General features: G+C 46.6%; 18 protein-coding genes. 7 read left to right on the top strand and 11 right to left on the bottom strand.

The window, feature by feature from the left end; all coding sequences use genetic code 11:
* The first annotated feature begins 124 nt into the window (after positions 1-124).
* The 4 genes from KWJ01_RS01575 to KWJ01_RS01560 all read left to right on the top strand — a co-directional run bounded on the left by KWJ01_RS01575 (position 125) and on the right by KWJ01_RS01560 (position 4,927).
* Entirely contained in the window at positions 125-1,609 is a 1,485-nt protein-coding gene (locus KWJ01_RS01575; protein WP_224994518.1) for a hypothetical protein, read from the top strand.
* Between the two features lie 175 nt (positions 1,610-1,784).
* On the top strand, positions 1,785-2,978 hold the full coding sequence (locus KWJ01_RS01570) for an AraC family transcriptional regulator (RefSeq protein WP_224994517.1): 1,194 nt from the start codon (positions 1,785-1,787) through the stop codon (positions 2,976-2,978).
* Positions 2,979-3,041: 63 nt separating this feature from the next.
* On the top strand, positions 3,042-3,887 hold the full coding sequence (locus KWJ01_RS01565) for a hypothetical protein (protein ID WP_224994516.1): 846 nt from the start codon (positions 3,042-3,044) through the stop codon (positions 3,885-3,887).
* A gap of 2 nt (positions 3,888-3,889) precedes the next feature.
* Complete coding sequence (locus KWJ01_RS01560) at positions 3,890-4,927, top strand: S41 family peptidase (RefSeq protein ID WP_224994515.1); 1,038 nt, start codon at positions 3,890-3,892, stop codon at positions 4,925-4,927.
* A 101-nt stretch (positions 4,928-5,028) separates the two neighbouring features.
* Here KWJ01_RS01560 and KWJ01_RS01555 read toward each other — a convergent pair whose 3' ends face one another.
* The 3 genes from KWJ01_RS01555 to uvrB form a co-directional block, all read right to left on the bottom strand.
* A complete protein-coding gene (locus KWJ01_RS01555) occupies positions 5,029-5,715 on the bottom strand; it encodes a hypothetical protein (protein ID WP_224994514.1) in 687 nt (228 codons plus the stop codon).
* A gap of 87 nt (positions 5,716-5,802) precedes the next feature.
* Positions 5,803-6,246 carry a hypothetical protein gene (locus tag KWJ01_RS01550; protein ID WP_224994513.1) on the bottom strand — a complete coding sequence of 148 codons (444 nt, stop codon included), beginning with the start codon at positions 6,244-6,246 and terminating at the stop codon, positions 5,803-5,805.
* Between the two features lie 51 nt (positions 6,247-6,297).
* Positions 6,298-8,328: an excinuclease ABC subunit UvrB gene (gene uvrB / locus KWJ01_RS01545; RefSeq protein WP_224994512.1), complete on the bottom strand. Its 2,031-nt coding sequence runs from the start codon at positions 8,326-8,328 to the stop codon at positions 6,298-6,300.
* A 255-nt stretch (positions 8,329-8,583) separates the two neighbouring features.
* On the opposite strand from uvrB, the gene KWJ01_RS01540 reads away from it, so the two are divergent.
* The 3 genes from KWJ01_RS01540 to KWJ01_RS01530 all read left to right on the top strand — a co-directional run bounded on the left by KWJ01_RS01540 (position 8,584) and on the right by KWJ01_RS01530 (position 10,883).
* Entirely contained in the window at positions 8,584-8,994 is a 411-nt protein-coding gene (locus KWJ01_RS01540) for a hypothetical protein (protein WP_224994511.1), read from the top strand.
* A 77-nt stretch (positions 8,995-9,071) separates the two neighbouring features.
* Complete coding sequence (locus KWJ01_RS01535) at positions 9,072-10,199, top strand: monodechloroaminopyrrolnitrin synthase PrnB family protein (protein ID WP_224994510.1); 1,128 nt, start codon at positions 9,072-9,074, stop codon at positions 10,197-10,199.
* A 279-nt stretch (positions 10,200-10,478) separates the two neighbouring features.
* Positions 10,479-10,883 carry a hypothetical protein gene (locus KWJ01_RS01530; RefSeq protein ID WP_224994509.1) on the top strand — a complete coding sequence of 135 codons (405 nt, stop codon included), beginning with the start codon at positions 10,479-10,481 and terminating at the stop codon, positions 10,881-10,883.
* 103 nt (positions 10,884-10,986) lie between these two features.
* On the opposite strand, the gene KWJ01_RS01525 is transcribed toward KWJ01_RS01530, so the two are convergent.
* The 8 genes from KWJ01_RS01525 to KWJ01_RS01490 all read right to left on the bottom strand — a co-directional run bounded on the left by KWJ01_RS01525 (position 10,987) and on the right by KWJ01_RS01490 (position 19,911).
* The gene (locus KWJ01_RS01525; RefSeq protein WP_224994508.1) at positions 10,987-11,733 is read right to left on the bottom strand and encodes a shikimate dehydrogenase; all 747 of its coding nucleotides are present in this window, start codon (positions 11,731-11,733) and stop codon (positions 10,987-10,989) included.
* On the bottom strand, positions 11,733-12,674 hold the full coding sequence (locus tag KWJ01_RS01520; RefSeq protein WP_224994507.1) for a DUF368 domain-containing protein: 942 nt from the start codon (positions 12,672-12,674) through the stop codon (positions 11,733-11,735). The genes KWJ01_RS01525 and KWJ01_RS01520 overlap by 1 nt, the downstream gene beginning before the upstream one ends.
* A gap of 151 nt (positions 12,675-12,825) precedes the next feature.
* Positions 12,826-13,587: a phosphosulfolactate synthase gene (locus KWJ01_RS01515; RefSeq protein ID WP_224994506.1), complete on the bottom strand. Its 762-nt coding sequence runs from the start codon at positions 13,585-13,587 to the stop codon at positions 12,826-12,828.
* A 9-nt stretch (positions 13,588-13,596) separates the two neighbouring features.
* On the bottom strand, positions 13,597-14,994 hold the full coding sequence (locus KWJ01_RS01510) for a tetratricopeptide repeat protein (protein ID WP_224994505.1): 1,398 nt from the start codon (positions 14,992-14,994) through the stop codon (positions 13,597-13,599).
* A gap of 89 nt (positions 14,995-15,083) precedes the next feature.
* Positions 15,084-16,064, bottom strand: a complete 981-nt coding sequence (locus KWJ01_RS01505) for an SDR family NAD(P)-dependent oxidoreductase (protein ID WP_224994504.1) — start codon at positions 16,062-16,064, stop codon at positions 15,084-15,086.
* Positions 16,061-16,801 carry a tyrosine-protein phosphatase gene (locus KWJ01_RS01500; RefSeq protein ID WP_224994503.1) on the bottom strand — a complete coding sequence of 247 codons (741 nt, stop codon included), beginning with the start codon at positions 16,799-16,801 and terminating at the stop codon, positions 16,061-16,063. The genes KWJ01_RS01505 and KWJ01_RS01500 overlap by 4 nt, the downstream gene beginning before the upstream one ends.
* A 14-nt stretch (positions 16,802-16,815) precedes the next feature.
* Positions 16,816-19,176: a polysaccharide biosynthesis tyrosine autokinase gene (locus tag KWJ01_RS01495; RefSeq protein ID WP_224994502.1), complete on the bottom strand. Its 2,361-nt coding sequence runs from the start codon at positions 19,174-19,176 to the stop codon at positions 16,816-16,818.
* Positions 19,177-19,200: 24 nt separating this feature from the next.
* Positions 19,201-19,911, bottom strand: coding sequence for a polysaccharide biosynthesis/export family protein (locus KWJ01_RS01490; protein WP_224994501.1), 711 nt, complete (start codon positions 19,909-19,911; stop codon positions 19,201-19,203).
* Positions 19,912-19,939 lie beyond the last annotated feature (28 nt).

Genomic DNA, 19,939 nt, shown 5'->3' with positions numbered 1-19,939 from the left:
GCCACCCAGGCAGGGTGGCTTTTTTTATGCTTAAGCTGTTATTTAGCCAGTGTTGTGCATCTGTAGTGATTCCTTCAGCGGGAGAATGGGTGCAGATTTTTTCCCTCACTTAAACTTTTAGCTTATGACATTCCTGGAAATCTTGTTACTTCTATTGATTAGCGCAGGACTGCTGTTTTCACGCTACATCCTGCAGCAACACTGGCAAAAAATCTTTGGAGTGGCACTTTCTGCCACAGCTGTTTTGCACCTGTTTGTAGATGGGTACCGCTGGCAGATGACTCCTGCCTACCTGCTGATGGGACTTTTGGGCTGGCGTTTGTACAGGGGCGGCAGATCAGGAAGTGCTACCTGGAAAAGAATAGCACTGGGTAGTTTGCTGGGGCTCTTTGTGCTGATTGCCTGGCTGTTACCCACGGCAATGCCAGTGTTTGAGCTGCCAAAGCCTGGTGGAGCCTACGCTATAGGAACACAGTGGCTGCATTTAACAGACTCCAGCAGAGCCGAAGTAATTACGCCCGATCCCCTGGATAAACGGGAGCTGCTGGTGAAGTTGTGGTACCCGGCGGGCCCGGTAGAAGGTTTGGCAACAGAAGGCTATCTGACAGAGGCGGAGCGGGTGGGCCTTAGCACCGGTAGAGGACTACCAGCTTTTGCCACTTCACACCTGGCGAATATTCAGACCCATGTATACCCTAATGCTCCCAATGCAGCAGGTAGCTTTCCTGTGCTTATTTTCTCTCATGGTTATGAATCGGCAGGTGGTATGTATTACTCGTTTCTTTCGGAACTTGCCAGCCATGGGTATATGATAGCGCATGTTTATCATACACATGAAACAATTGCCAGAACCTTTCCCGATGGCAGAGTTATTTATGTAGACGACAGTGCTTCTAAAGCCAGAAACTGGTCTCCGGAACATACGGAAGTATTCTGGAAGTACTACAATGGTTTACAGGATGCCAAAACTGATGCGGAAAGAGAGCAGGTGGTGCTGGATTGGGTGCATGCCGATGTTACTACTGAAATTCCCAGGCGCTGGGCTTCTGATCTATCCTTTGTACTGGATCAGCTGGAGCAGATAAATGAAAACAGGGAAAGCCCGTTTTATGGCAGGCTGGATGTAGCAAAGGTAGGTGTTTTTGGGCATTCGATAGGCGGTAGTGCCGCTGGCCAGGTACTCTTGCAGGATAAGCGCTTTCTGGCAGGTATCAACCTGGATGGCTTAGGCCTGGGCGACATGATCGATAAAGCCCTGCCACAACCTTTTATGGTGCTTTCGGCAGACCGCGAAGGGCTGCCTGATAACATCAACCCCATCATTTGCAGGAATAAGAGTGAAAAAGAGTTTTACTACACCTATATCAAAGATACCTGGCACGGAAACTTCAGTGATGCCGCCTATTGGCTGAGGTACAGAAAAGCCGCTGACTCTGGCAGCCTGGATCCTGATCGGGCAGTGAGCCTGATCAACCAGTTATCCCTGGCCTTCTTCGATTACCACATTAAAGGCTTTCCTAACCGGATAATGGAAATTTCAGATAAAAATTCTGAACTCAGAACAACGCTGACAAAGCCAGAAGGCAAGCTGCAGCTAACGGCCTATTAGAGGTTTTAGAAGCCTAACAGGGGTATAGAATTTGGTGTGATATGTAAAAGCCACTTCTTTTGGGAGTGGTTTTTTCTTTTCCAATACCTGCAGCCCTGTTTCAAAGCTTTGTTCATATAAATAAAAGCAGGTCCGATGAAAATAATATCTACCAGATATGTATCTTTCATATAAGATGAATCTCTTAGACATAATCTTATTTATAGGAGCAGGACAAGGGATTCTGCTGGCGCTTTTACTCTTTTCAAGAGGTACCAACAAGCGTAATAACCGCATACTGGGTACCCTGCTTGGTTTGCTGGCGCTGCACCTGGTGCTGGTAGGCAATGATAATGCTACATTTTTCCTTGAGTATCCCCATCTTAGCCGGATTACCTGGACGTTGCCGCTGCTCTACGGTCCGCTCATCTTTTTACTGACCACTTCACTCACGGCGCCCCGTTTCAAGTGGCGCTGGCGCTACCTGCTGCTGTTTACCCCTTTTATATTATTTGTAGGTATACTGATGCCTTACTACCTGTTGCCGGCGCAGGAGAAGATCGCTTATCTCAGCAACTATGAGGTTGTGCTGCAGGAAGATTTTGGCTGGATGAATCAAATCACCAATGTGGTACATGTTTTTTTTCTGGCAATCAGTCTATTGAAGCTAAGAACCTATGTACAGCGGCTGCACTCCCTTTACAGCGATGAGCAGCACATGCGCCTGCTGTGGCTACGTGATCTATTGTGGGGAGTTTTCCTGATCCTGGCCTTTTCTGTGCTGGTATTTTACTCGCGCAAATGGGGCTGGCCGTTGCTGTCTGCTGTGTATCCTTACCATTTTCTGGGTGTGGTAGTGCTGCTGTACTGGATAGGGTATAAAGCGCTGGGGCAACCACTGCTTTTCAGGGCAGATCCTATGCTTGGTACACTGGAGCCACAACTGCCTGCCATTGAGCAAAGAGATACAGGGGGGGCAACAGAACTGAAGGATTCGGTGCCGCTTCCGCTTGCGGTGGCAGATAGTACCCTTACAGACCAGGCTGCACAAATACAGAATGCGATGGAGCAGGACAAACTATACCTGGATCCGGAGCTTGACCTGGTAAAGCTTGCTCAGCACCTGGACATGCCCCGTTACCAGGTATCGGCAGTGCTGAACGGCGTTATACAGAAGAAATTTTATGACTTTGTAAACGAGTACCGGGTAGCTGAATTTCAGCGCCTGGCTGCCGATCCTCACTACGCCCATTATACCTTGCTGGCCCTGGCGCATGAGGCAGGCTTTAACTCAAAATCTACCTTCAATGCGGTGTTTAAAAAAAATACCGGCCAAACTCCCTCACAATACTATCAAAAACAAGGTGCGAAAGTACCAATAGAGGTCTGAATCGTTCGGATCGGACGATTCAGGTCTATTTAGCCCCTTTCTTTGCAGCATAATTTAATTTTTATGAAAGCCACATGGATTGCTTTGTGTTGCTGCTTGCTGGGAGTGAGTGGCCATGCACAGGAGAAAGAAGAATTTTTCAAACCCCCGAAATTTCAGCTGGGCCTGCAGCTGGGTATCAGTACCTTTTCTATGGTAGACAAGGCTGTAAGTCCGCTGCTGTATAAGGGTAATTTCAGGCGGGTAGGGCTGCAGTTTCTGTACACCAGCGAACGCTCACGCTTTGAGCTTAACCTGCAGGGGAACCTGGGCAGCTACTACCCGTCAGCCTTTCCCAATGATCATGTTTATTTTAAAGAGCTGGAAGAAGATGGCTCTGTTAAAGAAACAAAGGTACCTGCAAGAGGTTCTGTTCTATCGCCAACAGTAAAGCTTGGTTACTGGCACACCCTGGGCAATGCTGATAAGCTGCAGTTCTCTGCAGGTGCAGCCATTACAGAACAGCTGTTTTATCCACAGGGCTTTGTGTCTGCAGGCTTGATGAACGTGGTATCGCTAAGCCCACAGCTGCGGGTTACCTATGCCGCTGCGGCCCGGCACCAGTTCGAGGCAAACCTTTCTACCGCTGTTTTAGGCCTGGTTACCCGGCCTCCCTACCATGGCACTCTTACCCAGCCTAACCAAAACCTCGAAGGAGCCTTCCTGAAACATAATACCAGCTGGCAAAGCCTCAATAAACTGCAGGGGCTACAGGCAGAGGTGCAGTATCAGTATCGCATGGGGCTTCGTACTACGGCTGCAGCCAGCTACCAGCTTAACTGGCTGCGCGAGAAAGACCCCAAGCCATTTACCATGGCCGAAAGTGCCTACAATCTTTCTTTCCTTTACCTGTTTCCTAAAAGCAATTAGTCATGAAAAATATCATCATTATCGTAGGGATTTGTTTTGGAGTGGCACTTTGTTCCTGTGAAGACAGTCTGATAAATGAGCCCCCGCTAAAGAATAGTCCTGTAGGCAATTTTGATTTGCTGTGGCAGGATTTTCACGACTATTATGGCCTTTTTGAGGTAAAGAAGATTAACTGGGATTCTGTTTATGCCGTTTACAAACCACAGGTACATGAGGGTATGTCGGAGGCGGAGTTTTATGCAGTGTCTACCAGCATGCTGTCAATTCTGAATGATGCGCACGTAACGCTTTTTCCTACAAATCCGGACCTGCCGCGCTGGAGTGTGGATCTTGAGGATGGCATTAGCCATCAGGAGGATTACAAATTTGAGGTGGTGAAGGAAAATTATCTCCAAAACCATAAGCAGGCTGGCGGAGTGTTTGACTGGGGCTGGCTATCGGATAGCATTGGTTATATACATGTAGATCATTTTATGGTGAAGCTTGCTGATGTAGATGATGCCATGAAAGAGATTGCACCCGCGCTTAAAAAAGCAAAAGGAATTGTGCTGGATATAAGGGATGCCCCGGGAGGGCAGGATCCTGTAGGGCAGCGGCTGGCAGGGTACTTTGCACAGGAAAAATACCTGTACATGAAAACCCGTAAAAGATCAGGGCCTAACCCAGCAGATTTTACCGACTGGCTCAACTGGTACGTAGATCCAATGGGAGGCGGGGAGCTGAAAGACAAGCCTGTTATCCTGATGACCACCCGTTTTACCGGAAGCGGAGCCGAAACCTTCTCCCTGGCCATGCTGGAGCTGCCCCAGGTAACACAGGCCGGCGATACTACAGCCGGTGCTTTCTCTGATAACCCAATGCGGCAACTCTACAATGGCTGGATGTTCAGCCTCTCTGTTGGCGACTTTAGGGATGCCAGTGGTGAAAGTTTTGAAGGCAGAGGCCTGGCTCCGGCCCTGCTGTGGGAAAATAATCCTGCAGATGTTAAAGCCGGAAAGGATGAAGCCCTGGAGAAAGCCATTCAGCATCTGGCAGAATAATAAATAAGCTGTAATAAATGAGAGCCACCTGTGAAGGTGGCTCTTTCTAATGTTGTGTTCTACTGAAGTGTTCTGGAATTACTACTGGCGCTGGCAGTCTTTTACTTGGGAAAGGTATCGGTGCGGGTAAAGCTAAGTACCTGCTCCTGCCCGGCAGGAGCAATTTTTGTCCAGGTCATGGTAGTGGGCAATATTTCTATCCGCCACTTTTCCTCCCTGCCATCAGCAAGCAGCGTAAGGATAGGCTGGTGCCCATCTATCTGCCAGAAGCCATAGGTTTGTCCGCCGGGTATCCCTTTAAAATTGAAGCGGCGATCCCAGCGCATAAGGGCATAGGCTTGCGGGACTCCAGTTGCCTGCTGAACTTTATCAGAAGGATTAAGCAACCAGAGGCCTAATATATCATCAGATGGGGTTTGTGGTAAATTTTCGGTTTTGTGCAGGTTTACAGTAATCAGCACTCCTTCCTCTAAACGCTGCCAGCGCATGCTGTTGCCGGTTTTCTGTACTACTTTGAAAGGGCCGGCCTCATCTTTCCAGCCATTGCTGCTAACGATGCTAAGGCTGGAGTCTGCCGGATTGTAATGCCATTTGCCAACGGTATGCTGTACCCAACCATTCCCGGATTGGGTGTTTCCGTCGGCATGAAAGCGGGTCCACCTGGCTACAGGCGTAACGATTTTATCGCCTGCTTTTACTTCTGTTACAATCCATAGGCCATTGAGCTGGGCATGAACAGAACCCAGGTGTAAGAATAGAAAGCAGAACAGGAGAAGGGAGAGGCGCATAGATAAAAAAGTTGAGTACCGGAAAAAGTATGGTACATCAGCTAAGGTAAAAAGTAGCCGAACAAAACACAACATCCTCTAAAGAACTCAGAAAGTAGATTGAGCTGCCTTTCTCCACCTGTAACCAAAGCCCAGCCTGAAGCCTATTTCACGTTCATCGAGGTAGTAGTCGCTGGCGGCTTCAATTATAAACTTCTCACCTATTTTAAAGCTGTGCCCAAAGCCAAGAGCCACATCGGCACTGCGGCCAACCAATGCCCGGTAACGAACAAAGGTAGCACCAAAAGGATAATACCGATTGCCTATCGTTGCCATTGGGGTTGGATCTTCATTCCAGAATTCCATTCCGGCTGTAAACTGCAGCTTACTATTTACGAGGTAACCTACCTCCAGGCCAGCCTGCAGTTTGCGGAAGGGCCGCTCAAAATTTGTTTTATAAACATCTGTATAGGCATGGACACTGCGTGTGCCCGGTGGTGCAAAGGGATTGGTTTGTGCATTCCCCTGCTGTATAAGCAGGAGAAGCGACATAACCAGCATACTATAAAAAACAGGTTGAGCTGAGGGTTTTTGCATATGTTATTAAGATGCTTTTTCCTCTTTTAGTTTTTTTATTTCCATCAGTTCATCACGCAGACGGGCAGCTTCCATAAAATCGAGCTCTTTTGCCGCTTTCTCCATTTTACGCTGGGTTTCTTTTAGTAGCTTATCCAGCTGTTCGGGCTTCATGTAAGCAACTACAGGATCGGCTGCCAGCGAAAGCGTGTCAGGCTCAATGTAGGCTTTCCTGGCTTCTTTTTTGCGTACATCGGCCACAGAGGTTTGCTCCATAATGGCTTCGCGAGATTTGAACACTGTTTTCGGGGTAATGCCATTTGCCTCGTTATACTCCATCTGGATCGCCCGCCTGCGGTTTGTTTCGTCTATGGCTACCTGCATCGATTCTGTTACTTTATCGGCATACATGATTACCAGCCCGTTTGCATTACGGGCAGCACGGCCAATGGTTTGCACCAGCGAGCGCACATTTCGCAAAAAGCCTTCCTTATCGGCATCCAGAATGGCTACCAATGATACTTCTGGCAAATCCAGGCCTTCCCGCAGCAGGTTTACACCCACGAGCACATCAAATTCGCCCAGGCGCAGGTCGCGCAGAATTTCAACACGCTCCAGGGTTTGCACCTCTGAGTGAATGTAGCGGCAGCGCACACCGGCGCGATCCAGGTACTTGGTAAGCTCCTCGGCCATGCGCTTGGTAAGGGTAGTTACCAGCACGCGCTCCTGCCGCTCTATGCGCAGGTGAATCTCCTCCAGCAGATCATCAATCTGGTTAAGGCTTGGGCGTACATCAATAACAGGATCCAGCAGACCGGTAGGACGAATGATCTGCTCCACGACCACCCCCTCAGACTTGCGCAACTCGTATTCAGCAGGAGTAGCACTTACAAATACCACCTGGTTAATGATTTCCTCAAACTCATTAAAAGTAAGCGGGCGGTTATCCAGTGCCGAGGGCAGGCGAAATCCGAAATCGACTAAGTTGATCTTCCTGGCCCTGTCGCCTCCCCACATGGCACGCACCTGTGGCACGGTTACGTGGCTTTCGTCTATGATCATGAGGTAATCATCCGGAAAGTAATCAAGCAGGCAGAAGGGGCGTGATCCGGGCTTGCGCCGGTCGAAGTAGCGGCTGTAGTTTTCGATGCCGGAGCAGAAGCCCAGCTCCCGGATCATCTCCAGGTCAAATTCTGTACGCTCCTTAATACGCTGGGCCTCCAGGAAGCGCCGGTCTTTTTCAAACAGCTCTACCTGTGCTACCATATCGTACTGAATTTCCTTGATGGCCTGCTGCGCCACATCTTTTCCTGTTACGAAGAGATTGGCCGGAAAGATAGAGATGATTTTTTCGTCGCCCAGCTTTTTGCCGCTCTCCGGATCAATGCGCTGAATGGCTTCAATTTCGTCGCCCCAGAAGATAATGCGGTAAGCAAAATCGGCATAGGCAACAAATATATCTACCGTATCGCCTTTTACCCGAAAGGTGCCACGCTTGAACTCTGCTTCGGTGCGGTGGTAGAGTATGTCTACAAGGGCAAACAGGAACTGCGAGCGTGCAATACGGTCGCCCTCCTGGATGCGCACCACGCTTTTTGCAAAATCGTCGGGGTTGCCCATGCCATAAATGCAGGATACGGATGCTACCACCAGCACATCCTGCCTGCCGCTCAAAAGGGCAGAGGTAGCACTTAGGCGTAGTTTCTCTATTTCATCGTTAATCGAGAGGTCTTTCTCTATATAAGTGTTGGTGGTGGGGATAAAAGCCTCTGGCTGGTAGTAATCGTAGTAAGAAATAAAATACTCTACTGCATTATTGGGAAAGAACTGCTTAAACTCACTATAAAGCTGTGCAGCGAGTGTTTTATTGTGGCTTAGCACCAGGGTAGGCTTGTTAAGCTGGCTTATTACATTAGCCATGGTAAAGGTTTTACCGGAGCCGGTAACACCCAGCAGTGTTTGTGCCGGTTCGCCAGCGGTTAACCCCTCAACCAACTGGATAATGGCTTTGGGTTGATCACCGGTGGGCTGATATTCGGAAATGAGCTGAAAATCCATGTATAAACCAAAAATAATAAAAACTTGGGGTATAATCTCTTTATTTGTGCTCACCAGCAGGTGGAGCCTCAAACTATTGTATAACAATAAAATCTACAGATTTATTTCCGAATCGGATGTTAAGTATTTAAACAAACGCTTAAAAGGTACTTGCTACTATGAAAGTCGAAAATTGAATGATAATCTATATATCACTTACCTAAATTCGGGCCTTGATAATTAACCTATTATCAACCCTTAAACAAAATAACAGAAATGAACGCAGTTGTTGGAAGTCAGCTTTTGATGAAGGAAAGCTTTGTTGAGATCAGCTACATGGCTGAAGATCGTATTATCATTGCAAAGTGGAAAGGCTTTCTTACGGTAGATCAGGTAAAGAAAGGATGTGAGGTGATAAATCAGCAGGTTACCAAGAATAAGCTTACCAAGCATTTAAGTGACCACAGCCAGTTGAAAGTACTAAGCAAAGAGGTTCAGGAGTACCTGGGGGGCACATGGTTCAACCAGGTAGAAAAGCTGGGCCTGCGTAAATTAGCCGTTAACCTGGCCGAAGATGTTTTTGCTCAGGCTACTGTTAAAAAAGTGAATGGTGAGCAAAAGTTCGGACAGATGATAATGGATTCTTTTGGTTCTTACGAATCTGCCATCAAGTGGCTGAATAGCTAAGAGCTTCTTACAAGGTACAGGCCCCTATGCAGACGGGGCCTTTTTTTTGTTTTTAATAAACTAGCTACCACTTCTTTATGATGTTACAGTCACTGAATTCTTCTAGTATAAGTATAGACCAGCGTCAGCAAAAAGAAGATGAATATATTTGTTCGCTGGACCCTTTGAATGCAGATGCAGTAGTAAAGCAAATTCCTGCATTCAATATGGATAAAAACGTGGAAAAACTTACATCGGCTTGTTATAGTCTGCTGCCTCACCCCGATCGGCTTGAGTCATTTGATTATTATGAGTCTGTTGCAGCCATGAGGGATCTGGGATTTTTCCTGGGCTCAATGAAAAGACACGGAGTAGAGCCGGTAGAGGCAGTACCTGAGCTGGATTATGTGCTGGATGTGCTGGGGAGTAAAACAAATCTTCCGCCAAGAGACACCCTCTTGCATTATACCAGCTGGAACCCTGTTGGCTTTCGCAGGCGAACATACACCGGCACACCAGATGAGGATAATCTCATTCAGAGTGTATCAATGGCAATGACTCCTCTTATCAAGGCAATATTTGCACTGGAAGCCATGCATAGCATAAGGCCTGATATGCCTGCTTTTGCTGCATGTGCTAAAGAAGCTGCAGGGGCTTTTGAAGGGATGATTGCAGGAATCGTGCATACCCGAAAGCACGTATCTGTAAGCTATTTTGCACATGAATTACGCCTGTACTTCGATCCTATTCATTTGCACGGTAAGGTATACCTGGGCCCGGGAGCAGTAGAAATGCCCATGTTTGTGTATGATCACCTGTTATGGAGCAGCAGCAACAACGATCCTGCTTATGTTTCCTTCAAAGAAACCTACCTGCCCTACATTTTACCCTATCTGCGCGATACCTACACAGCCCACTGCTATAAGCCTTCTTTGTTAGATATCTTTGGTAAGTTTATGCTTGAGAGTGAACTACAGCAGGAAGAGGTGTGGCAGGCAATTCGCGAGTTTAGAAATCTGCTGAATTTTCTGAAAAGCTTTCGGATGCCCCACAAGAAAATTGCCGATAATGCCTACAAAGCAGCAAACGGAGGAGAGCAGCAGCGCACACATGGCAGTGGTGGTTATACTCCTGATATCCTGGAAGTGGTGCTGCATCATATGAAAAACGCAGTTGCTGATTTTGAGAATGCAGTTAAGTATTACGAATCCCTGCCTGTAAGGTAAGCGCATCTGCTTTGTTGCAGCTGCACGAATACCAGGTTTTGTCAAATCATCTGCTGATTATTGCTATTCAAGCTCCAAAAGGAGCTTTTTTTTTTGCTGTTTCGGAATTCTCTGCAGTCTGTTCTGCTTATTCTACAGGAAACATTAAAATACCGGAAAACCGGTATTTTGGTAGTGGTTGCAAAAAGTAAGCTTTTGGCATAGTACTCGCTTGCCTAATGCTCTGTATTTTTGTGTTTAAAACTGGTAAAATACCATAGCTTCTTCAGGAAGGCTCCTATGAATAACAGACTGTTGATTGTTGAACCCTATACCGAGGTAAGTTATGATGAGCAGAACAGGGTAATTATTACAAAGTGGAAAGGATCATTAGAACTTGAGCAGGTGCGGTCAACACTTGAGTTTAAGGCCAATTTTATTCGTGAGCATGGGATCAGGTATAACCTGAATGACCATTCAGAGCTAAAGGTTCTTTTACCGGAAGTGCAGCAGTACCTGATAGAAGAAGGGCACCCATTGTTAGAACGTGTGGGTTTAAGAAAAATAGCAGTGAAGCTTGCCAAAGATATTTTTGCACAGGCTACCGTACGCAAAGTGAACCGTGTAGAAAACTACGACAGGCTGCAAATAGAAGTGTTTTCCAATTATGAAGATGCTTATGCCTGGCTGCTCAGTGACTTGTGAGGGGTAATTTAATGAACCAAGAGTCTGCTTCATGTGCAATTGTACTGCTATGGATATGGTCGCCAGGCCTTAGATCCCTCTCATGTTAATTCATGTATATTAGCTACTCGCCGTTCCAGATCTTCCAGGCTTTTTCTGCCTGCAGATGGAGCATCTGTAGCCCGTTTTTAGCACTGGCCCCTCTTTTTGTGCCTTCTTTCATAAACTGAGTTTCTGCAGGGTTGTATACCAGGTCGTAGAGGTAATAATCCGGGCCTAGCTGCTCATAGGGCAGATCGGGGCTGGAACTAAGGTTGGGCTGCATGCCCAGTGGCGTGGTGTTGATGATAAGCCGGTGTTGCAGCAGCAGGTAGGGCTGCTGATGGAGCTGGGCATAGCTAAGAGTATCTGGCCCAGATTGGCGAGAAACAACCTGATAAGGCACCTCCAGATCATCAAGAGCTGCTCCTACTGCTTTGGCAGCGCCACCTGTGCCCAGCACCAGTGCCTTCAGGTTATTTAGTTTGTTGCCCAGCCACTCCTGCAGCGAAAGCTTAAAGCCAAAGTAATCGGAGTTGTAGCCAATAAGCTGCTCTCCCTCCCGCTTTATTACATTTACGGCCCCAACCTTTTGAGCACTGTCGTGCAGGCTGCTGAGGTAGGGAATCACCTGTTCTTTATAAGGAATGGTTACATTTAACCCTGCCAGTTGAGGTGTTTGAGCCACCAGCTGCGGTAGTTCATCAATACGCTGCAGGGGATATAGTTCGTAGGCTGCATCGTTTATGCCTTCTCTTTTAAATTTTTCGGTAAAGTAGCCTTTTGAAAAACTATGACCGAGGGGATAACCGATAAGTCCGAACTGTCGCATTAATGATCGGGGCTAACACTGTACTTTGATACTTTTTCGATGCCTACCACCAGCAGAATGCCAAGGGCTGCAAAAAGCACCGCCCATAGCACATGGGCCTGCTGGCCAGTACTGATGGCGTAAGTGGTAGGCCACACACTTTCGGTAACGAGGGGCTTTTGTATGCCCTTGCTATCCATATAGTATTCTGTTACCACCTTCCAGGGCCACACTTTATTTAGTGAGCCAATCATAAAGCCTGCCAGCAGTGCAACGGCTACGTTATAATAACGATCCAGCAGCCATGATACCACCCGGGCAAAGCTTAAAAGGCCGGTTACGCAGCCAAGGCCAAATACAATAATAACGGGTATGTTCAGCTCTTTTACGGCATTCAGAATAAACTCATATTTTACAAGCAGGAGCAGGATAAAGGAGCCAGAAATACCGGGCAGGATCATGGCGCAAATGGCAATTGCACCTGCAATAAATATAAACCAGAGATCATCTGGGGTTTGTCCCGGGCTTACTACCGTAATCACATAGGCAATGGCAATACCAATGATGCCTGCTATAACCACTGCCGCATTCCATTTTCGTATTTCTTTGGTAACCAGTATGGCAGAAATAATAATGAGGCCAAAAAAGAAAGACCAGAGCTGTATGGGGTAGGTAGCCAGTAACCAGGTGATCAGGCGTGACAGCGTAAGCAGGCTGGTAAACACGCCTGCCAGCAGTACCACCAGGAAGGTACCGTTAATGTGCTGCCAGAGCCCTTTAAACTGCCCCTGCTTTAGTAGCTGCAGGGCATCGAGGTTAAAGGATTTAATGCTGTCCAGCAACTCTTCGTATATACCTGTAATGAAAGCAATTGTTCCACCTGATACACCGGGAACAACATCGGCGGCGCCCATGCCGGCACCTTTCAGATAAAGGAGTATGTAGTCTTTGATCGTTCTCATAAAAAGTAGGGCCGGGTGTTTGGCAAATGGGCCGGTTTACCAGCAGTTGCAAACATAACAATTATTAGCTAAATGCCTGAGGCTTATAAAAAAGGAAAAATAAAAGCCTGGATAGCATCCAGGCTTTCTTATATAGAATTCTTTATTCAGTTTACTCTGTGAGAAAGTCACTGAAAGTATCTCCTCTTAATCCTAAGCGAATGGTTTCCAGTGGTATAACTTCATTTGGTGCAATGTTTCCTAAGTTAACATTGGTGCCCAATAGCTTTATAAACCACACCTGCTGCGATTTCTGAGGTGCCTCCCAAATGATTCTTTCAAATGGGATCTGGGTTAAAATTTCTTCTACCAGACCTGAGCGCACCTCTCCGGTACTGCGGAAAAGGCCAACATTTCCACCCTCGCGGGCTTCGCCGATCACCTTCCAGGCGCCGGCTTCCATCTCGGCCTTCATCAGGGCAATCCATTTGTAGGGCGGTATGATCTTGTCGGCATCTTTAGAGCCTACCTCAGATAAGACCGTTACCTGTGTTGCCAGCTGGCGTATATATTCACATTTTTTATCGTGGGGCAGTTCAATAGAGCCATCCGAAACTTCGGCGTACTCCATCTTGTACTTGTCCAGAATCCGGCGGTATTCGTCGAATTTGTTGCGGATGATAAATGCTTCGAAGAGGGTGCCACCAAAGTACACAGGTATGTTAGCCTCTTTAAACACCTGGAGTTTGTCGTCCAGGTTGGGGGTTACAAAAGAAGTAGCCCACCCAAGCTTTACAATATCGACGTAATTGCTGGCTACACTCAAGAAATCTTCCGCCTCCCTGGTACTTAAGCCTTTGTCCATGGCCATGGTAAAACCATAGTCCCTTGGCTTTAGGGTTCTGTAAGGGATTTGCCCAAGCTCGTAATTCATCTGGTCTCTTTAATTTCGGTACTGATCGATGATCTTGTACAGCGCCTTTTGTACTTCAGGTTTTTTGAAGAAGTCAAACAGAACGCTGTGCTTATCGAAGTCCAAAATTAAAGCATTTTCCAGAAAATTAAAGGCCTCTTTGTATTTACCCGCTGAGATAAGGTAAACAACTGCACGATATTGAAGATCAGCGTTGTCTGGCAGCTCATCCATGCCGGCTTTTATGATCACAAAGGCCTTATCGTACTCATGCAGATCGAAGTATACATTAGACCACTCCACCCACACGGCCAGGTTGCCGCCATCGTACTGGCTGGCGGCCTGGTAAGCCTCAAAGCTCGACATTAAGTTGCCTGCACGGTACTCGGCATCGGCTAGCGACAGCCAGTAGTGGCCATTCTCGGCATCGTACTTAAGGGCTTTGGTAAAGAAGTATACAGCCTCGAAATGGCGGTTTTGCTTGCACAGGCAGTAGCCAATGCCAAACCAGGCCCTGTCGTAGGTAGCATCTGCCTTGGTAGACTTCTGGTAGTATTTAATGGCGCCATCGAACTGACCCAGCTTTTCATAGGCAGAGCCTATGCAGCAGTAGGTTTCTGCGCTTGGGCCTTCCCATTTGTGGGTGTTCTTATAAGATTCGAGTGCCTGCTCATATTTGCCCAGGTTCATGAGCGAGTTGCCCATGTTGAAGTGGGCAGAAGCAAACTTTTCGTTGATAGCCGTAGCGTACTCGTAGGCATGTACAGCCTCGTTGTAGCGGCCAAGCTTGTTGTAGATAATGCCAATATTGTACCAGGCATAGAACGAGAAAGGATCACGGTCTATGAACTTCTGGTAATAGGCCAGGCTTGAATCCAGCTTACCGGTTACATCCAGGCAGTATGCAAGCTCATAGAGTGCATTCTCGTGGTTAATATTAACCTCTATTGCCTGTTTGTAGTGGCTGATTGCCTCTTCGTACCTGCCGGTGCTCTGGTAGGTAAGCCCTATGTTATAGTATACATCATCTTTATCTGCCGAGAACATCAGGGACTTTTCATAAAGCCCTATGGCATCATCATGGCGACCGCTAAGCGACAGCACGTTTGCTTTCATGCTCATCACTTCCGGGTCGGTTGGCTGAAGTGCCACTGCTTCTTCCAGCAATTCCAGCGCCTCCTCGTATTTCTGGAGGCGGGTAAGAATCTGTATCTTCAGACTTAATACTTCTGTGGATAGAGGGAACTGTTCAGATGCCAGTTTACAGGCTTTAACGGCCTGCTGCCATTTACTTTTTTTAATATAGTGGTTAACGATGGTCTCGTACTCCTCTACCTCAAAGTAAGTGTAGCTGTCATCTTCAAGAACGCTCTCAAAACGCTCTATTAACGCTTTTTCCTCCTGTCTTCTTTTATAATTCTCTGCCATACTATTTCAGCCTTTTCATGCCGCTACTGTCATACTAAATAACATAAAGCTTGCCAAGAATAACAGGAGGCGTAATATAATAGCAATTATTATAGCATATAGCTTTGCAGCTCTTTACAACACCACTGGATCGTCTCATGCAAGGAGCGGAAGGTATGGTTAAACTCTTTTCTTGTCTTTGAATTGTTAAATTCTATCTCTAAATTACTTAATTTTACAGTTTCTTTTGTAATTAGAGGAGATTTTTGTTGGAATCGGGAACGAATCTTTTCCAGGTAATATGCACCACTTGTGAGGACCGAATTGGCTTTGATTTGTGGTGGCGGTACTCCCAGACAGTCAGCCATTTGCCTGAACAGTAACTCATAACGCACGGCTCCTGCAGAAATTATGTACCGCTGGCCTGTAGTGGCGGTTGGTTGCAGGGCTGCCATGGTCAGGTCAACTACATCTCGTACATCTACCCAGTTCATTAGGCCAGGCGGATAAAACCTGTTTTTCTTAATTACATAATTAAATAATTGTGTGCTGGAGCGGTGCAACGGCCCCGGACCAAGTACTGTAGAGGGGTTGAAGATAATGCAGGGCATACCTTCGGTGTGGGCTCTCCAGACTTCGAGTTCGCCCAGGTACTTTGTTTCGCCATACCAGCTGTTGAGGCTCGATTTTTCCCACTTCTGCTTTTCATCTACAACACTGGTTCTCCTGGACCGGCCAATGGCAGCCACAGAACTGATGTGGATAAAGCGCTCGATGCCGGCAGCCAGAGAACTGTTCACCAGTGCAGTAGTTCCTTCTACATTAGTCTGGTAGAGCAGGTCTTTGTCTTTAGCGGCGAAAGAGACCATTCCCGCACAATGGATTACCTGCCGGCAACCCTTTAGAAGTTGGTGCAACTGGCTTACATCAAGCAGATCTGCTTCTACCCAGTCAATTTCTGCCGAGATATCTTCAAGCTGGGAAATATTGGAGTTTGCGCGCCGTAATGCTCTTACTTTATAACCTTCAGCTATAAGCCTGCGAACCAGATGAGTACCAATTAATCCGCTGGCACCGGTAACGAAAATCATGCCTCTAGCAGGGTGTTGTTCAACAGGTCGAGCTTCAGCAGCTTGTCGAAGTAGGGCAGTTTTATTGTTTCCTTCAGCAGGTTGTAGTGCTTTTGGTTATGGCAGTCGGTGCCTGCAAAATGGATCATTTTCTTGTCAATCAGCCATTCGCTTACCTTACGGGCAGGAGCGGAGTAATAGCCAGATATGGAATTAAGATTGAGCTGAAGCAGTGCACCACGGTCTACCAGTTCCTGGGCCAGTTCATAATTATGATACATATATTCATAACGCTCGGGGTGCGCTAAAATTGGCTTAAAGCCCCGGGCTTTCATTCTGAAAATTGCATCAAAAAGAATTGCTGGCTGGTTTACAAAACCAGTCTCGAACAGGATGTAGTTATCTCCGAAAGTAAGCAGGTCTTCATCGGCCAGCAGGCTTTTAAAGAATACCTCATCGAGGTAGTATTCAGCTGCGGCCTCCAGCTTTAAGGCCAGGCCTTCTTTTTCTGCAGCTTCCTGTATGGCATTTAGCTGCTTTTTGATACCGTTAGGGGTATTGGGATAAAAGTCGCTTAAAATGTGAGGGGTAATCACCAGGTGTTTATAGCCCAGCTCACTAAAGCCGCGTAACAGCTGCACAGATTCCTCCACGCTTTGTACACCATCATCCAGGCCCGGAAGCAAATGAGAGTGTATGTCTGCCTGCAGGGGCAGCACATTGGTGTGCTTCGTATGTTTTTTAAAGAGATTGAACAAAGTAATTGCTGATCTTATTCTTCGTAATAGCCGCCGCTATCGCCATATCCGTAGCCATAGCCATACCCATATCCTTTGTTTCGGCTTACGCCGTTCAGAATTACCGCTAAGTTATTAAACTGGTTAACAGTTGCCAACCTGTTAAGGGTTTTAAAGTAAGCCTTATGGGAATAATTTGCCTTGAAAACGTAAAGAGGCAGATCAGCTTTTTTCATGATCAGAATACCATCAGTTACCAGGCCAACAGGCGGCGTGTCCATCACAATCACATCATAAAGATCCTGCAGCTTTAGAAGGAGCTTGTCAAAGTCTCCGTTCATGACCAGTTCCGAAGGGTTTGGCGGGGTTGGGCCAGCAGGTATATAATCTAAATTAGGAATACTGGTTTTGCGGATACTTTCCTCAAGGCTGTGCCTGCCAATCAGTACAGTGCTTACACCTGCAGAAGAATTTTCACCTTCAAAAGCAAGGTGCACCTTGGGCTTGCGCATATCCAGGTCCAGCACCAGCACTTTCTTTTTAGACAGCGCAATGATGGCAGCCAGGTTTGTGGTAACAAATGTTTTACCCTCACCACTTACTGTAGATGTAACCGAAATAATACGGTTATTCTGGCGGGCGCCCATAAACTCCATATTGGTTCTGATGGCACGCATGGATTCGCTAAAGGCCGATTTAGGGTTATCGGTAATCACCATGCGGGCAGTGGCAAGCTTATTGTGCGTTAAGGGCACTGCACCCAGGACAGGTACATTAGCCAGGCGCTCAACCTCGGCTACACCATTAACTTTATTATCTAGCACATAACGCCCACCCACAAACAGCAGGCTCAGCATCAGGCCAGCCGCTAACCCTATGCCATGGAACAGATATCTATCAGGAGATATGGGTGCTCCCGGCATGCTGGCAGATGACAATATCTTATAATCTGTGGTAGAGCCTGCATTGGCAATTTCAAACTCGATTTTTTTGCTTTGCAGGTTAAGCAAAACCTCCAGGAGCTGATTATAGTCTCTTTGGGATTTACTGAACTCAGTGCCTTTTGATGGCAGTTGTACAAAGCTGCTAAGCAACTCTCTATGTCTGAATTGGAGATCTTCTACCTGCTTTCTTAGATCGCTTTCGTACAGATGGAGAGCGGCAAGCAAATCTTCCTTGATCAAGCTAACCTGCTTGATCTTCAATTGAGCTGCCTGCGTATTTTCATTATAATGCTCCAGCAGTACTTCTTTTTCAGAGATCAGTTTGTTGAGCTGATCGAGCAATGTTTTAATATCGGCAGGAAAATCACTTCCGGCCCGGTTTACCAGTGACTGCGCAAAATAAGTATCTTCTGATTTAATGCGGGAGGATAGATTTGTAAGATTATTCAGCTGGCGGCGCGTTGCCACCCGCTGACTGTCTACACTTTCCAGCATCAGGATAGTATTACTGATATCCTTGCTCAGGTTTGTAGTTCTTTGGCTGATAGTGAAATCTTCAAAATATGTCTCATAACCTTCGAGTTTGCTTTCAGCATCTTCTACCAAGGTATTCAGGAAGGCTATTTTTTGGTTATTGGCCTTAATCTGCTCTTCTTCTTTATAGGTAAGATACATGTTACTAACGGCATCTACCACGACCCTTGCTTTATAGGGGTTATAATCAGTCAAAGAGATTTTGATGGTTTTAGCATTTGGGTTTAGTATTGTAACTGTTAGATTATTGCTAAGGTAATCTATCAGAGACTGGTCGCTGTTGATGATAAAGTAGTAGCTACTATGAATGGCATCGCCTGTTGCGCCTTCTTCAAGAGCTAGGGTCAGGCTAAAAGAGCCTGTTTCTACAGTTTGCCCAAAGCGATAGCGGTTGCTTACTTCCTGATCGTCCAGAAAATAGCTAAGGGTATACTCCTGATGATCGTGAATGTTAACAAAAATTTTCTGATTAAAGAACCGCTCATCTTTAATGAGATACTGTACTTTGAAAGGAGAGGAGCGATATTTCTCATCATCAAGAATTTTACCCTGTGTATAGTAGCTTACATCCAGATCCAGGGCTGCCAGCACTTTGTTCAGAAAGAGCTTTGACTTGATGAGTTCAATTTCGCTCGACATACCCTCCATGGTTGCTTTGTCGGAATCAACAAAGCCAAAGCTGGCTGCCGGCTTGTTTTCGGTTAGCTGAAGTTCGGAATTTGACTGGTAAAGAGGTTTTGTGTAGCGTACATACAAATAGGCTGCCATGTTGCAGACCAAAAAGATCACAACAATAACAGGTAAACTCTTTTTTAAGACACTAAACAGCTTATCAAAGTCAATACTTTGAAGAGGGCCTCTTTCGGATTGCTCATCTGGAGCATCTGTATATTCAACATATGTAGTATCTTCTTTCAAAATTCCTCCTCCTGCTACAGATAGCTAATTATTGTTGCTAAGGCTTATAATCACGAGTGTTAAACCAATCACATTGGAAATCAGACCCAGAACAGGACCAATGTCCCGAATAGTTTCCGGGAGCAGCCTTCTGATTGGTTCAATGTAAACAATATCCCCTGACTGAACCTGTAAAGAGGCTTGCCGCATCCCCTCGATGGTCGTAAGATCAATTATCTGTACATGCGGATTATCTAAATCACCCCTGATCAGGCGAATGTTATGGGCTTTCCCATCTCTGCTTATGCCGCCTGCCAGTGCTATTACCTCCAGTAAATTCATGTTCTGGTTGGTAAGTGGAATTACCTGTCCGCCGGTGGAGCCGAGCACAATAATTCGTTTGTTCACATACCGTGTAAAAACAAATGGGCTCTTGTAAAAACTACTGAAAGCCGTTGCCAGCACACTATCGGCCTGTTTGAGGCTGTAACCGGCCAGCAACACATTACCAACCATGGGTAGCACAACTTCGCCGTTTGGTTGCACCAGGTACTGAAGCTGCCTGCGCTGCTGTTGTTGCACGTTTGTTCCTCCCAACTCTCTTGCCAGTTCAAAATCAGGATCGATAATACGTTCACCCCTGTTGGTGTAAACATCTACTTCCAGAAGGTCGTTAGGCTGTATGGTGTAGGTACGTTCAGCTTCTATCACCACACCTTTTAGTGGAGCATAGTCATCTCCTGCCACCTGCAACATGATATCCTGCTTATAGACTCTACAACTG

Origin of the sequence: Cesiribacter sp. SM1, assembly GCF_020178975.1 — a bacterium.
Lineage (GTDB): Bacteria > Bacteroidota > Bacteroidia > Cytophagales > Cyclobacteriaceae > Cesiribacter.
The sequence above is the reverse complement of the archived record's forward strand: the minus strand, read 5'-3'. Positions and strand labels throughout refer to the sequence as shown.